Origin of the sequence: Paraburkholderia susongensis (genome assembly GCF_900177725.1) — a bacterium.
Taxonomy (GTDB): Bacteria; Pseudomonadota; Gammaproteobacteria; order Burkholderiales; family Burkholderiaceae; genus Paraburkholderia; species Paraburkholderia susongensis.
In genome coordinates, this window is sequence record NZ_FXAT01000003.1 from 681,935 (window position 1) to 696,077 (window position 14,143).

Annotated in this window: 11 protein-coding genes; 9 read left to right on the forward strand and 2 right to left on the reverse strand. The window is 67.0% G+C overall.

Translation table 11 applies throughout. The features are described 5' to 3' along the window. Positions 1-53: 53 nt before the first annotated feature. From fliF to B9Z01_RS12145, 6 genes are all read left to right on the forward strand, one after another. A complete protein-coding gene (fliF, locus tag B9Z01_RS12120) occupies positions 54-1,847 on the forward strand; it encodes a flagellar basal-body MS-ring/collar protein FliF (RefSeq protein WP_085483188.1) in 1,794 nt (597 codons plus the stop codon). After that, complete coding sequence (gene fliG, locus B9Z01_RS12125; protein WP_085483189.1) at positions 1,837-2,832, forward strand: flagellar motor switch protein FliG; 996 nt, start codon at positions 1,837-1,839, stop codon at positions 2,830-2,832. The genes fliF and fliG overlap by 11 nt, the downstream gene beginning before the upstream one ends. Next, entirely contained in the window at positions 2,819-3,502 is a 684-nt protein-coding gene (gene fliH / locus B9Z01_RS12130; RefSeq protein WP_208625962.1) for a flagellar assembly protein FliH, read from the forward strand. Before fliG ends, fliH begins: the two co-directional genes overlap by 14 nt. Then, positions 3,496-5,202, forward strand: a complete 1,707-nt coding sequence (gene fliI / locus B9Z01_RS12135; protein ID WP_085483193.1) for a flagellar protein export ATPase FliI — start codon at positions 3,496-3,498, stop codon at positions 5,200-5,202. The genes fliH and fliI overlap by 7 nt, the downstream gene beginning before the upstream one ends. A gap of 51 nt (positions 5,203-5,253) precedes the next feature. Beyond that, complete coding sequence (fliJ, locus tag B9Z01_RS12140) at positions 5,254-5,703, forward strand: flagellar export protein FliJ (RefSeq protein WP_085483195.1); 450 nt, start codon at positions 5,254-5,256, stop codon at positions 5,701-5,703. A gap of 153 nt (positions 5,704-5,856) precedes the next feature. Then, a complete protein-coding gene (locus B9Z01_RS12145; RefSeq protein WP_085483197.1) occupies positions 5,857-7,344 on the forward strand; it encodes a flagellar hook-length control protein FliK in 1,488 nt (495 codons plus the stop codon). Between the two features lie 785 nt (positions 7,345-8,129). On the opposite strand, the gene B9Z01_RS12155 is transcribed toward B9Z01_RS12145, so the two are convergent. Further along, positions 8,130-9,548, reverse strand: coding sequence for a coniferyl aldehyde dehydrogenase (locus B9Z01_RS12155; protein ID WP_085483201.1), 1,419 nt, complete (start codon positions 9,546-9,548; stop codon positions 8,130-8,132). A gap of 488 nt (positions 9,549-10,036) precedes the next feature. Here B9Z01_RS12155 and B9Z01_RS12160 point away from each other — a divergent pair, with 488 nt between their 5' ends. Continuing rightward, positions 10,037-11,710: a GMC family oxidoreductase gene (locus B9Z01_RS12160; protein ID WP_085483203.1), complete on the forward strand. Its 1,674-nt coding sequence runs from the start codon at positions 10,037-10,039 to the stop codon at positions 11,708-11,710. Positions 11,711-11,777: 67 nt separating this feature from the next. Here B9Z01_RS12160 and B9Z01_RS12165 read toward each other — a convergent pair whose 3' ends face one another. Beyond that, positions 11,778-12,752 carry a LysR family transcriptional regulator gene (locus B9Z01_RS12165; RefSeq protein ID WP_085483205.1) on the reverse strand — a complete coding sequence of 325 codons (975 nt, stop codon included), beginning with the start codon at positions 12,750-12,752 and terminating at the stop codon, positions 11,778-11,780. A 112-nt stretch (positions 12,753-12,864) separates the two neighbouring features. Here B9Z01_RS12165 and B9Z01_RS12170 point away from each other — a divergent pair, with 112 nt between their 5' ends. Next, a complete protein-coding gene (locus B9Z01_RS12170; protein ID WP_085483207.1) occupies positions 12,865-13,389 on the forward strand; it encodes a CidA/LrgA family protein in 525 nt (174 codons plus the stop codon). Further along, positions 13,386-14,120 (forward strand): LrgB family protein, encoded by a 735-nt coding sequence (locus B9Z01_RS12175; protein ID WP_085483209.1) that lies wholly within the window; start codon positions 13,386-13,388, stop codon positions 14,118-14,120. Before B9Z01_RS12170 ends, B9Z01_RS12175 begins: the two co-directional genes overlap by 4 nt. The last annotated feature ends 23 nt before the right edge of the window (positions 14,121-14,143 follow it).

The following is a 14,143-nucleotide window of genomic DNA, read 5'->3' on the forward strand; positions in this document are numbered from 1 at the left end:
CCCCGGCGCAGCAGCGCGACAGAACGCAAAGGCATCCCGGAGATACCCGACGCATGGATTCGTCAGCCAACTCTTTGATTAACCCCGACGCCCGCATGGGGCTGGCCGGCGCGCAGCCCGCCGCCGGCCAGCCCGCCAACGGCCAGGCCGGTGGCGCAGACCTGGGCGGGCTCGGCGGCCTGGGTGGCATGGGCGGCAACTTCTCGCAGCGTCTGTCGGGGCTCGCACAGATGCGCGGCAACCCGCGCGCGCCGCTCGTGTTCGCGGTCGCGCTGCTGGTGGCGATCGTCGCGGGCCTGTTCCTGTGGTCGCGCGCGCCGGACTACAAGGTGCTCTACAGCAATCTGTCCGACCGCGACGGCGGCTCGATCATCGCCGCGCTCCAGCAGGCCAACATTCCGTACAAGCTCTCCGAGAGCGGCAGCGCGATCCTCGTGCCGGCCGAGCAGGTGCACGAGATGCGCCTGCGCCTCGCCTCGCAGGGTCTGCCGAAAAGCGGCTCGGTCGGCTTCGAGCTGATGGACAACCAGAAATTCGGCATCAGCCAGTTCGACGAGCAGATCAACTATCAGCGCGCGCTCGAAGGCGAACTGCAACGCACGATCGAGTCGATTTCGACCGTGAAGTCGGCGCGCGTGCATCTGGCGATTCCGAAGCCGACCGTGTTCGTGCGCGACAAGGAAGCGCCGTCGGCGTCGGTGCTCGTTCAGCTGTATCCGGGCCGCGTGCTCGATGAAGGCCAGGTCGTCGCGATCACGCACATGGTGGCCTCGGCCGTGCCGGAAATGCCGGTGCGCGGCGTGACGATCCTCGACCAGGACGGCAACCTGCTCACCCAGCCGGCCAACGGCAGCGGCCTCGACGCGACGCAACTGAAGTTTCGCCAGCAGATCGAGCGCAACACGCAGCAGCGCATCGACGCGATCCTCGCGCCGCTCTTCGGCGCCGGCAACGCGCACTCGCAGGTGAGCGCCGACATCGACTTCTCGCACAGCGAGCAGACTTCGGAAAACTACGGCCCGAACAGCAATCCGGCGCAGGCGTCGATCCGCAGCCAGCAATCGAGCAGCGCCACCGAAACGTCGCAAGGCGGCGCCTCGGGCGTGCCGGGCGCGCTGTCGAACCAGCCGCCGCAACCGGCGTCCGCGCCGATCGTGGCCGGCAATGGCGCAAGCGGCGTCAGCGCGACGCCGGTCAGCGACCACAAGGATTCGACCACCAACTACGAACTCGACAAGACCGTGCGCCACATCGACCGGCCGATGGGCGGCATCCGCCGGCTCTCGGTCGCGGTGGTCGTCAATTACATGAAGGTGGCCGACGCGGCGGGCCACGTGACGATGCAGCCGGTCAGCGCCGACAAGCTCGCGCAGATCACCCAGCTCGTGAAGGACGCAATGGGCTTCGACGCCTCGCGCGGCGACTCGGTCAACGTGGTCAACAGCGCGTTCACGACCGAGGTCGATCCGAACGCCAACCTGCCGTGGTGGCGCACGCCGGACATGCTCGCGCTCTACAAGCAGATCGCGACCTACCTCGGGATCGGCGCGGTCGCACTGTTCCTTTACTTCGTGATGGTCAAGCCCGCGCTGCGCCGCGCGTTTCCGCCGCCGCGCGAGCCGGTCGCGGCGCTCGCGTCGCCCGACGAGCCGGTGCTGCTCGACGGCATCCCGGCCGCCGAGCGCGAAGGCGCCGTCGTTTCGATCGAAACCGACGCCGAGACGCTCGCGCTCGAAAACGCGAAGCACAAATATGAGCGGAACCTGGAGTTCGCACGCAACATCGCGCGCCAGGATCCGAGGATCGTCGCAACCGTCGTGAAAAACTGGGTGTCCGATGAGCGCTGAAGGCGTAATGAAGAGCGCGCTGCTGCTGATGTCGATCGGCGAGGAAGAAGCCGCGCAGGTGTTCAAGTTCCTGGGCCCGCGCGAAGTCCAGAAGATCGGCGTCGCGATGGCCGCGCTCAAGAACGTGACCCGCGAACAGGTCGACGAAGTGCTGCAGGAGTTCGTGCGCGAAGCGGAGCAGCACACCGGCATGTCGCTCGATTCGAACGAGTACATCCGCACGGTGCTGACCAAGGCGCTCGGCGACGACAAGGCCGGCGCCATCATCGACCGCATTCTGCAGGGCAGCGACACGAGCGGCATCGAAGGTCTCAAGTGGATGGATTCGGCGGCGGTTGCCGAACTCATCAAGAACGAGCATCCGCAGATCATCGCAACGATCCTCGTGCACCTCGATCGCGATCAGGCCTCGGAGATCGCCGCCGGCTTCTCCGACCGGCTGCGCAACGACGTGCTGCTGCGCATCGCGACGCTCGACGGCATCCAGCCGGCCGCGCTGCGCGAACTCGACGACGTGCTCACCGGCCTGCTGTCGGGCAGCGACAACCTCAAGCGCAGCCCGATGGGGGGCATTCGCACGGCGGCCGAAATTCTCAACTTCATGTCGAGCAACCACGAGGAAGGCGTGCTCGAAAGCGTGCGCCAGTACGACGCCGAACTCGCGCAGAAGATCGTCGACCAGATGTTCGTGTTCGAGAACCTGCTCGACCTCGAAGACCGCGCGATCCAGTTGCTGCTGAAGGAAGTCGAGTCCGAGGCGCTGATTATTTCGCTCAAGGGCGCGCCGCCCGCGCTGCGCCAGAAGTTCCTCTCGAACATGTCGCAGCGCGCGGCCGAACTGCTCGCCGAAGACCTCGACGCGCGCGGCCCGGTGCGCGTCTCCGAAGTCGAGACGCAGCAGCGCCGCATCCTGCAGATCGTGCGCAACCTGGCCGAGAGCGGCCAGATCGTGATCGGCGGCAAGGCCGAAGATGCGTATGTCTGACCAGAACGCCACGGCGAAGGAAAGCCTCTCGGCCTACCAGCGCTGGGAGATGGCCTCGTTCGACCCGGCACCGCCCGCGTCGCCCGAACCCGAATTCGACGAACACGCATTCGAAGCCGAACTCGAACGCCTGCGCGAAGCCGCGCATACGCAGGGCGTCGCGTCGGGCCATGTGGCCGGCCAGGCGCTCGGCTATCAGGCCGGCTATGACCAGGGCCATGCGCAGGGTTTCGCGCAGGGGCAGAGCGAAGCGCGCGAGGAAGCGATGCGGCTCGCCGCGCTCGCCGAAACCTTCAAGGCCGCGCTCGACGGCGCTCAGCATGCGATCTCCGAAACGCTCGTCGCGCTCGCGCTCGATATCGCGCAGCAGGTCGTGCGCCAGCACGTGCAGCACGACCCGACCGCGCTGATCGCCGCCGCGCGCGAAGTGCTCGCGGCCGAACCCGCTTTGACCGGCGCGCCGGCGCTGATCGTGAGTCCTGCCGATCTGCCGGTCGTCGAGGCGTATCTGCTCGAAGAACTGCAAACGCGCGGCTGGACCGTGCGCACCGATGCGTCGGTGGAGCGCGGCGGCTGCCGCGCGCAGGCCAGCACCGGCGAAGTGGACGCGGGCATCGACACGCGCTGGCAACGCGTTGCCGCCGCACTCGGCAAGGCGAGCACATGGTGAAGCCGACGCTTGAAGAGATCCGCGCGAGCGACCTGACGCCGCTCGAACGCGAACTCGCGCTCGCGTCGTTCGGCGCCGAGGCGCTGGCGGATGTTGAGTCCGTCGGCACGGCGGAGTCTGGGGAGTCCGCGGGGGCCGCAGAGACCGGGTCGCACAGCGTAGCGGGCGCATATTCCGCGGCTGCCCGTCCAGCGACCGGCGCGACGAGCGGTGCCGCGGCCAGCCCCAGCCACGAGCCGGCCGCGACGGACTCAGCTTCATACTCCACTTCACGCCCCGCTTCAGCCGCTCACGCTCCCCGCCCCCCGTCCTACGATTGCGCGCTCGACATCAATCCGCACATGCAGGCCTGGCGCGGCCAACTCGACGCGCTGCGCGCGCGCAATGCGATCGCGCGGCCGCTGCGCGCGTGCGGACGTTTGACGCGCGCGGCCGGTCTCGTGCTCGAAGCCGTGGGCCTGCGCCTGTCGGTCGGCGCCGAAGTGATGATCGAGCTGCCGCCCGGCAGTTCGCTGCCGATGGCCGAAGCGGAAGTGGTCGGCTTCTCCGGCGACAAGCTGTTCCTGATGCCGACCACGGAAGTAAGCGGCCTCCTGCCCGGCGCGCGCGTCTATCCGCTGGAAAGCGCGCCGATCGCCGATCCGATGGCGGGCGCGAAACGTCTGCCGGTCGGCTGGGAACTGCTCGGCCGCGTGCTCGACGCGTCCGGCCGTCCGCTCGACGGACTCGGCCCGCTCGGCACGCAGACCGACGCGCCGCTCTCCGCGCCCGTCATCAATCCGCTCAATCGCGAGCCGATCCATAAGGTGCTCGACGTCGGCGTGCGCGCGATCAACGCGCTGCTGACCGTCGGCCGTGGGCAGCGCATGGGGCTCTTCGCGGGCTCGGGCGTCGGCAAGTCGGTGCTGCTCGGCACGATGGCGCGCTACACGAGCGCCGAGGTGATCGTGATCGGCCTGATCGGCGAGCGCGGCCGCGAAGTGAAGGAATTCATCGAACAGATTCTCGGCGAGGAAGGGCTCGCGCGCTCGGTCGTGATCGCGGCGCCCGCCGACGTGTCGCCGCTGTTGCGCATGCAGGCGGCAGCCTATTCGACCTCGCTCGCCGAATATTTCCGCGACCAGGGCAAGCACGTGCTGCTGCTGATGGACTCGCTGACCCGCTACGCGATGGCGCAGCGCGAGATTGCTCTGGCCGTGGGCGAGCCGCCCGCGACTAAGGGCTATCCGCCCTCGGTGTTCGCGAAGCTGCCGGCGCTCGTCGAGCGCACCGGCAACGGTCCGGCGGGCGGCGGTTCGATCACCGCGTTCTACACGGTGCTCACCGAAGGCGACGACCAGCAGGACCCGATCGCCGACTCGGCGCGCGCGATTCTCGACGGCCACATCGTGCTGTCACGCGCGCTCGCCGAAGCCGGCCACTACCCGGCGATCGATATCGAAGCGTCGATTAGCCGGGCAATGACCGCGTTGATCGACGAAAACCATCTGAATAAAACGCGTATGTTCAAGCAGATGCTCTCGCGCTATCAGCGCAACCGTGATCTGATCAACGTCGGCGCGTATTCGAGCGGACGCGACGCGGTGCTCGATCGCGCGATTGCGCTGTATCCGCGGATGGAAGCATTCTTGCAGCAAGGTTTTCGCGAGTGCGCGAACTTCGCGCCGAGCATCGAGATGCTGAACGCGCTGTTTACCTAGCGCGCATTCGCAAGCCCGTTATTGGCGTGAACAGGCCCGAGGAGGCCGACGATGGCAAAACACTTCCCGATCAAGACGCTGATCGATCTCGCGCAGGACGACGTGGACGCCGCCGCGCAACGCCTCGGCCGCGCGCAGCGCGAACGCAACGACGTGGAGGCGCAGCTCGATGCGCTCGTGCAGTACCGCGACGAATACCACGCGCGCTTCACGGCGAGCGCGCAGAACGGCATGCCCGCGGGCAACATGCGCAACTTCCAGGCGTTCATCGACACGCTCGACGCGGCGATCCAGCAGCAGCGCGATCTGCTCGTGGCGGCGACCGCGCGCGTGGAAGCCGCGAAGCCCGAATGGTTGCGTCAGAAGCAGAAGCTCGGCTCGTACGAAGTGCTGCAGGCGCGCGGCGAGGCGGCCGAGGCGAAGGTCGCCACGCGGCGCGATCAACGCGATTCAGACGAACACGCTGCACGGATTCTGCGCATGCGCGCCGAGGGCGCGTGATGCGGGCATGGCGTTGCCGCATGGCCGAATCGCGCTGCGGTGTTTTTGCCCCATCGTTTTGCCGCGTTGCCCGGCTTCATTGCTTTGCCTCATTGCCAGGTCTGATTGCTTTGCCTGACCGCACACCCGTTTGATGGATTGACAGGATTCCTCATGTCGCTTCTTTCACAGATCGGCTCACAACTCAGTTCGCTACTCAGCGCGGGCGGCAATGGCGCGACCGGCGCCGCCGCGAGTGCAGCAGTGAGCGCGAGCCCATTCGCGCAGACCTTGCAGCAGAGCATCGAGCAGCAAAACAGCGCGACCTCGCAAAGCGCGAGCCAGCAGCAGACGAGCTCACGGTCGGCGTCGCAGGCGTCGACATCGAGCGTGCATGACGCGCCATCGCCCGCCGCGCCCGCGCCGAAGAGCGCGAGCAGCAGCCAGAGCGGCAACGGTTCGGCGAACACGGCGGCGTCGGCTTCCTCGACGGGGCATGCGCAGCAGACGTCGAATGGCAATGCGGCCCGCACGCAAGCGAAGCGGAACGACACGAAGGCGCAGACCGATGCGGGCGCCGTCGCGGCTGCGGCGGCCGCCGCGCAGGCACAGGCGCAAGCCGAGGCACAGGCCGCCGCCAATAACGCCGATGCCAACAGCGCCGGCTCGACCGACGCCACGGCATCCGCAGCCGACGCCGTGGGCGCGCTCGCCGGCAATGCGGCGGACAAGAAAGGCGCCATCGATCCGAAGTCGCTACAAAATGCTTTGCAGAACGCGCTTTCCGCGCTCTCGAGCGGCCAGGGCGTGGTGCCGGCGCAGGCGATCGCGAGCGGCGCGGCCGTGAAAGCCGCGACCGCGGCGAGCAGCCTAGCGAGCACGAGCGGCGGCCTGAACGGAACATCGCAAGGCAAGACGCTCACGAGCGGCCTGTTCGGCGACGGCAAGGGCTCGGGCGCGACCCACACCACGTCGGCGGCCGCAGCGGCCGCGACCGCGCTGAGCGACCCGGGCACGGCCAAATCGGCCGCCGATGCATTGACCGCCGCAGCGGCCAGCAGCGCGCAGGCTGACAACCTCGCGTCGGCGCGTAGCACAGCCGATGCATCGAGCGCCGCGCTCGCCGCGACACAAGCCGCAGCCAATGCCGCGAGCACGACAGCCGCGGTGCAGAACACCGGCAACGCGAGCGCGGCGGCCGCGGCCGCGAACGCGCTGACACCGCAGGTCGGCACGAGCGCTTGGGAAGATGCGCTGAGCCAGAAGGTCGTGTTTTTGTCGAACGCGCATTCGCAGAGCGCTGAGCTGACCTTGAACCCGAAGGATCTCGGACCGTTGCAGGTCGTGTTGCAGGTTGCTGATAACCATGCGCATGCGCTTTTCGTGTCGCAGCATCAGTCGGTGCGTGAGGCTGTCGAGGCTGCGTTGCCGAAGCTGCGCGAGGCGATGGAGTCCAATGGCATTGGGCTGGGTAGCGCGAGTGTTAGCGATGGGTTTGCCCGGCAGAGCGGGCAGCAGCAGAGTGCGGATTCGGGGCGGTCGGGGGGGAGGTCTGCTGGTGGTGCAGGCGCTATCGGCGGTAGTGGGTTGGCTGATTCGGCGGATACCGTTGTTGATGCCGCTGTGCGGCGGAAGGTGGGGTTGGTCGATACGTTTGCTTGAAGGTGAGGGTTGGTTTCTTCTTGTTTTTTTGTTGGCCTGTTGGTCATGGTTCCTGTGCGGGGCCTGCTTTCTTTGTTCATGCGGTGTTGGCCTTTCCTTGTTTTCTTGTTGGTCTATTGGCGTTGCCCCTGTGCGGGGCGGCACCTACTTTCTTTGCGGCTGCAAAGAAAGTAGGCAAAGAAAGCAGCTTCACACCGCCAGTTCTTAAGCGGGTCCCCTGGCTTGGAGGGGGCAGTGGTGCATCTGGAATCTGTGCCCCCGCACATTGCGCGCTGGTGACAAAGCCATCATCCGCTCCCACTCCGCACTACGTGCGTCGCGGACGGGTCTGCAAGGGAAACCAGTGGGGCGAGCCTTGCTCTGTGGGGGCCATCGGCTTCGTCTCGGCGATGCGCCGAAAAAAACCGATGGGTTTTGAACAGGGGTTCGGCGCGCGCAGCGCCGCCGGAAGAATGACTGCCTTGTCACTCACGGCAAATGTGCGAGGAGACAGATTCCAGATGCACCACTACCCCCTCCAAGCCAGGGGCCCCGCTTAAGAGTTGGCGGTGTGAAGCTGCTTTCTTTGCCTACTTTCTTTGCAGCCGCAAAGAAAGTAGGTGCCGCCCCGCACAGGGGCAACGCCAATAGACCAATAAGAAAGCAAGGAAAGGCCAACACCGCACGAACAAAGAAAGCAAGCGCCCCGCCCCGCACAGGAAGCACCGCCAACAGACCAACAAGAAAACAAGGAAAGGCCAACACCGCAAGAACAAAGAAAGCGAGCAGGCCCCGCAGGGGCACCCCTAAAACCTCATCATCAACCTCAACAAAGCATCCACACGTTTCCCATACGGCGGCGAAATCAAACCCCGCGCATTGAACCGCGACTGCGTCAGCACCGGCTTCATCTTCGAGAACGTCACGAACCCCTCGTAGCCGTGATACGCGCCCATGCCACTCGCACCGACCCCGCCAAACGGCAAGCTTTCACACGCGAGATGCATCAGCGTTTCGTTAACCGCCATGCCGCCCGCGATCGTTTCATGCGTCACGCGCTCGATCGTGCGCGCATCGTCCGCATACAGATAGAGCGCGAGCGGCCGCGGCCGCGCATTGATCCACGCAATCGCGTCGTCGAGCGTGTCGTAGGGCACGAGCGGCAGCAGCGGCCCGAAAATCTCCTCCCGCATCAACGCGCACTCCTGCGGCGCTTGCGTGACGGCGATCAGCGGAAAGCGGCGGCTCGCGGCATCGGGCAACGCGTCGGTCAGCGCATGCAGTTGCGCGCCGGCGGCCTGCGCTTCGTCGGCGAGGCGCTCGAGCCGCCCGAAATGGCGCACCGAAATGATCGACGTGTAGTCCGGGTTCTGCGCGAACTCCGGGTACATCTTCGTCATGCGCAGGCGCGCCCGTTCGATGAACGCCTGCTCCTTGCCGCGCGGCACCAGCACGTAATCGGGCGCGACGCAGGTCTGGCCCGCGTTGAGTGTCTTGCCGGCGATGATGTTATCGACCGCGTTGTCGAAGCGCGCATGCGCGCCGATGATCGCAGGCGACTTGCCGCCGAGTTCGAGCGTGACCGGCGTCAGGTGTTCGGCGGCCGCGCGCATCACTTCGTGACCGATCTTCGTCGAGCCGGTGAAGAGCAGGTGATCGAACGGCTGCGCGCTGAACGCGGCGGCGAACGCCGCGTCGCCGTTGACGACCGCGACGTGATTGCGCGCGAAAGTCTGGCCGATCAGTTGCTCGAAGAGCGCCGAGGTGCGCGGCGTGAATTCCGACATCTTGATGATCGCGCGATTGCCGGCCGTGAGCGCGCTGATGAGCGGCCCGACCGCGAGCAGCACCGGATAATTCCACGGCACGATGATGCCGGCCACGCCGAGCGGCTGCGGCACCACCTTCGCGCGCGCGGGCATGAGCCACTTGCTGGTGCGGCGCCGCTGCGGCTTCATCCAGCGCTTGCCGTGGCGCAGCGCGGCGTCGATCTCTTCCTTCACGAGCAGGAATTCGGCGAGCAGCACTTCCTGTTTTGCGCGATTGCCGAAGTCGGCGTGCATCGCATCGGCTAGCGCGTCGCGATTGTCGAGCATGAGCTTGCGCAGCGTGCGCAGGTGCGTCGCGCGGGTGTCCCACGACGGATACGGCGTGCGCAGATACGCATGACGTTGATCGCGCAACAGCGCTTCGAGTGCGGCGACCTCCGGCAGATCGTGCTTCATGTGAGTCCACTCCCTGATGGATGACGGTGCGCGTAGATCGCGCGTTAGGGTTGTGCGTCGCGCTGTTGCACCGGACCGTTGAGCGTGACGGCGAATTTCACGAGCCGTAACGCCTGATTCGTTACCTCGTGAGTCTGGCCGAAGCCGTGCCGTTCCATCCGCTGTCTCCGTGCTTTTTCCATTGTGCGCTGGTTCACTGGCGTTGGTTGGCAACGTGCTGTTTGATCGCCGTGTGTCACGCCGCGTACGGAAAGGATGGCGCGCGCCGCGCCATGTTTGAATGCCGCGCGCGACCGGCTGGCAGCCGCGCGTGCGTGCCGGGCGCGCCTTTCATCATAGGGGTGCGCCGGTGCCGGCGTTTAGAGGAATCGCCCTGGCCCGAGGTCATCGCAGCCCCCGCAACGCTCCCTACAATGCGCAGAAAACACGCGTAGACGAGTGTGCACGAGACAGGGCTCGCGAGCAGCGCGGCCCATCAGGAGGAGCGGATGCAATACGACTACATCATCGTCGGTGCGGGCTCGGGTGGTTGCTCGCTCGCGAGCCGGCTCGCGGATAGCTGCCCCGACGCGACCATCGCGCTGATCGAAGCCGGTCCGCACACCGGGCGCAATCTGCTCGTGAACATGCCCGTGGGCGTGGCGGCCATCGTGCCGAACAGGCTCAAGACCAATTACGGCTATCTGACCACGCCGCAGCCGGGACTCGCCGGGCGTCAGGGTTATCAGCCGCGCGGGCGCGGCTTCGGCGGATCGAGTGCGATCAACGCGATGATCTACACGCGCGGCCATCCGCTCGATTACGACGAGTGGGCGCAGCTCGGCTGCAAGGGCTGGTCGTGGGCCGACGTGCTGCCGTATTTCCGCCGCGCCGAAGGCAACGAGCGCGGCGCCGATGCGTGGCACGGCGACGCCGGTCCGCTGACGGTGTCCGATCTGCGCTTCCAGAATCCGTTTTCGAAACGCTTCGTGCAGGCCGCGCTCGAAGCGGGCTACACACTGAATCACGATTTCAACGGTGCGGACCAGGAAGGCGTCGGCTTCTATCAGGTGACGCAGCGCGACGGCCGCCGTTGCAGCGTCGCGCGCGCGTACATCTACGACCGCCCGCGCGCCAACCTGCACACGATCGCCGATGCGACCGTGCTGCGCGTCGTGTTCAACGGCAAGCGCGCGGGCGGCGTGGAGATCGCGCGCGGCGGCCGCACCGAAACGCTGGAGGCGCGCGCCGAGGTCGTGCTCGCCGCGGGCGCGTTCAATTCGCCGCAACTCCTGATGTGCTCGGGCATCGGGCCGGCCGCGCATCTGTGCTCGCTCGGTATCGACGTATTGCAGGATGCGCCGGAGGTCGGCCAGAACCTCATCGATCACGTCGACTTCACGATCAACAAGCGCGTGTCGTCGATCGAGCCGACCGGTTTTTCGGTGCGCGGCATCGCGCGGATGCTGCCGCAGTTCGTCACGTTCATGCGGCACGGGCGCGGCATGCTGTCGAGCAACGTCGCCGAGGCGGGAGGTTTTCTGAAGAGCCAGCCGACGCTCGCGCGGCCCGATCTGCAACTGCATTTCTGCGCGGCCATCGTCGACGATCACAACCGCCGCATGCATTGGGGCCACGGTTATTCGCTGCACGTGTGCGTGCTGCGTCCGCATAGCCGCGGCACGGTCACGCTCGCGAGCGCCGATGCGCGCACGGCGCCGCTGATCGATCCGCGCTTCCTGAGCGATGCGCGCGATCTCGATCTGCTCGCCGACGGCGTGAAGATGGCGCGCCGCATTCTCGATGCGCCGTCGCTCGCGTTGCATGGCGGGACAGAGTTGTACACGCATGCGGGGCAGTCGGACGCGGAGTTGCGCCGGACCATCGCCGGGCATGCGGACACGATCTATCACCCGGTGGCGACCTGCCGCATGGGCAGCGATGCGCGCTCGGTGGTCGATCCGCAATTGCGCGTGCGCGGCGTGACGGGTTTGAGGATCGTCGATGCGTCGGTGATGCCGACGCTGATCGGCGGCAACACCAATGCGCCGACGGTGATGATCGGCGAGCGCGCGGCCGAGTTGATTGCGGCGAGCCGCCGGGAAGGAGCAGCGGCGTTGAAGACAGTGGAGACCGCGACGGCGGGCGAGGGTGGAGGCGGAGTCGCGGCGCGGGCCGTTTGACGTGCGCAGTTGCGCCGATAGATGCGCGGGTGGGCGAGCATGATTACCCGCCCGGATCCGCCTTGCCTCACTCGTCCGGCGGCGTTCGCATCTTCTGCGTATCCGCCACCGCAATCCCACTAAAGCCAATTGCCGGCCCGAGTATGAAGTCATCGCTGACCTGCGTCGGCAGCGTCTCGCGCGCGACGTCGAGCCACGCGCGCGCCGCGTGCGACAGGTAGCCGTTGCGCCGCCAGCCGATCGCCATTTCCCACGGAATCTCTGGCTCCACGACCGGCAGGCACGTGAACTGCGCGGGGTCGAGCCGCCGGCAATACGGCGCGGGCAAGAGCGCAATGCCGACGCCGGCCAGCACCAGCGCCGCCATGAAGTCCCAATGCCCGCTGCGCCCGACGATGGCCGGTGCGAAGCCCGCCGCGCGGCACGCGTTCAGCACGACGTCGTTGAGCGCCAGGCTCTCGCCGTAGAACACGAACGGCTCGTTCGCGAGCTGCGCGAGCGGCACTTCGCGCAGCGCGTCCCAGCGCGAGCCGGTGCGCGCGACGAGCCAGAGCAACTCGTGCGACATCGGCAGCACGTCGATATTGTCGGGGTCGACCGGCTGCAGCACGCCGCCGAGTTCCAGTTCGCCGCTGATGAGCGCCGCTTCGATCGCGCGCGAACCCTGCTCGAACAGCTTGAGCTCGATCTTCGGATAACGCTGGCGAAACGCCGCGATGGCGGGCGTGAAGAGCGCACCGCCCATCGGCGGGATGCCGATGGCGAGTTCGCCGCGCCCGAGCGTGTCGAGATCGTTCAGTTCGGCTTGCAATTGCGCGTGCGCGGCGAGCACGTCCTGGCCGCGCTGATAGACGATCCGGCCGGCGTCGGTGAGCACCATCTGGCGGCCTTCGCGCAGCAGGAGCGGCGAGCCGATCTCGTCCTCGAGCGACTTGACCATCTTGCTGATGGTCGGCTGCGTCACGAACATCTGCTCCGCGGCGGCCGTGAAGCTTTGTTGACGGACCACTTCGACGAAATAGCGCAGCGCACGTAGTTCCACGATTCCCGCCTCCCAATTCCAGATTGGAATGATTTGAATGATTGTAAGTCATTATGTTTATGATGCGGTGCACCCTATACTGGCTTGCATCTGAAGTCATCCAGGAAATGCCATGGCTACGCCAGTTTCTGCTCGCGCCGGTGCTCGCGCCGCTGGCCGCGCGCGCAGCCGAGGCAAGGCGGGCGGCACATCAGGCGCCTCGGGCCCCTCGGGCATCGCGCGCGTGGCGCGGATCGCCGTGCAAAGCGCCGCGCTCGCCGCCCTCTGGAGCGTTGCCGATTTCGCCGCGCGCAAGCTGCATCTGCCGGTGCCGGGCGGCGTGGTCGGTCTGATCGTGCTGCTCGCGCTGCTGTTCTGCGGCGGCGTCGCGCCGCGCTGGATCAAGGCCGGCGCGGACTGGCTGCTGTCCGACATGCTGCTGTTCTTCATTCCGGCCGCGGTCGCCGCCGTGCAGTACGGCGGCCTGTTTCGCGAGGACGGCTGGCGTCTCGCGCTGGTCGTGATCGCCGGCACGCTGCTGGTGATGGTGGCGGTTGCCTTCGCGGTCGAGCAGGCCGCGCGGCTCGAACGGCGGCTTGCGCTGCGCCGCGCGCTGGTTGCGCGAAGCGCGTCCGGCCTCTCCCGGCCGCAGCGATGAGCGCGTTCTATTCGTCCCCGTTCGCGTCGCTCTTTACCGACAACGCCTCGCGCCTGATCGCGGCCGGCTGCTTCGTACTGACGGTCGCGCTGTACTTCGCGTCGAAGGCGCTCCATGCGCGCGTCAGGTCGCCGTGGCTCACGCCGATGCTCACGGTGCCCGCCGCGCTCGTGGCGATCGTCGCGCTCGCGCACATTCCGTATGCGCTCTATGTCGAGGACACGCGCTGGCTCATGTGGCTGCTCGGCCCAGCCACCGTCGCGTTCGCGCTGCCGATCTACGAATACCGCGCGCTGCTCAAGCGCCACTGGATTTCGCTGACCGTCGGCGTGGCGGTGGGGATCGTGGCCGGAGTCGGCGGTTCGCTGATGCTCGCGAAGCTGCTGCATCTGTCGCCGGAAATCCAGCGCAGCCTCATGACGCGCTCGGTGTCGACGCCGTTTGCGCTCGCCGTCTCCGACCGGATTCACGCGCCGAAGGATCTGACCGCGTTGTTCGTGATCGCGACGGGCGTCTGCGGCATGATGTTCGGCGAACTCGTGCTCGCGTTCGTGCCGCTGCGCACGCGCCTCGCTCGCGGCGCGCTGTTCGGCGCGGCGGCGCACGGCGTCGGCACCGCGAAGGCGCGCGAACTCGGCAGCGAGGAAGGCGTCGTCGCGAGCCTGACGATGATGATCGCCGGCGTCGCAATGGTGCTGCTCGCGCCGATGCTGGGGCTGCTGCCGGTCTGAGCGGATGCCAGATGCCATCCCGA

What these genes read in the sequence shown, in the direction of transcription:
- B9Z01_RS12155 (WP_085483201.1), bottom strand. Translation starts at nt 9,548, where the DNA reads ATGAAGCACGATCTGCCGGAGGTCGCCGCACTCGAAGCGCTGTTGCGC.
- fliG (WP_085483189.1), top strand. Translation starts at nt 1,837, where the DNA reads ATGAGCGCTGAAGGCGTAATGAAGAGCGCGCTGCTGCTGATGTCGATC.
- fliI (WP_085483193.1), top strand. Translation starts at nt 3,496, where the DNA reads ATGGTGAAGCCGACGCTTGAAGAGATCCGCGCGAGCGACCTGACGCCG.
- B9Z01_RS12160 (WP_085483203.1), top strand. Translation starts at nt 10,037, where the DNA reads ATGCAATACGACTACATCATCGTCGGTGCGGGCTCGGGTGGTTGCTCG.
- fliJ (WP_085483195.1), top strand. Translation starts at nt 5,254, where the DNA reads ATGGCAAAACACTTCCCGATCAAGACGCTGATCGATCTCGCGCAGGAC.
- B9Z01_RS12145 (WP_085483197.1), top strand. Translation starts at nt 5,857, where the DNA reads ATGTCGCTTCTTTCACAGATCGGCTCACAACTCAGTTCGCTACTCAGC.
- fliH (WP_208625962.1), top strand. Translation starts at nt 2,819, where the DNA reads ATGCGTATGTCTGACCAGAACGCCACGGCGAAGGAAAGCCTCTCGGCC.
- B9Z01_RS12175 (WP_085483209.1), top strand. Translation starts at nt 13,386, where the DNA reads ATGAGCGCGTTCTATTCGTCCCCGTTCGCGTCGCTCTTTACCGACAAC.
- B9Z01_RS12170 (WP_085483207.1), top strand. Translation starts at nt 12,865, where the DNA reads ATGGCTACGCCAGTTTCTGCTCGCGCCGGTGCTCGCGCCGCTGGCCGC.
- fliF (WP_085483188.1), top strand. Translation starts at nt 54, where the DNA reads ATGGATTCGTCAGCCAACTCTTTGATTAACCCCGACGCCCGCATGGGG.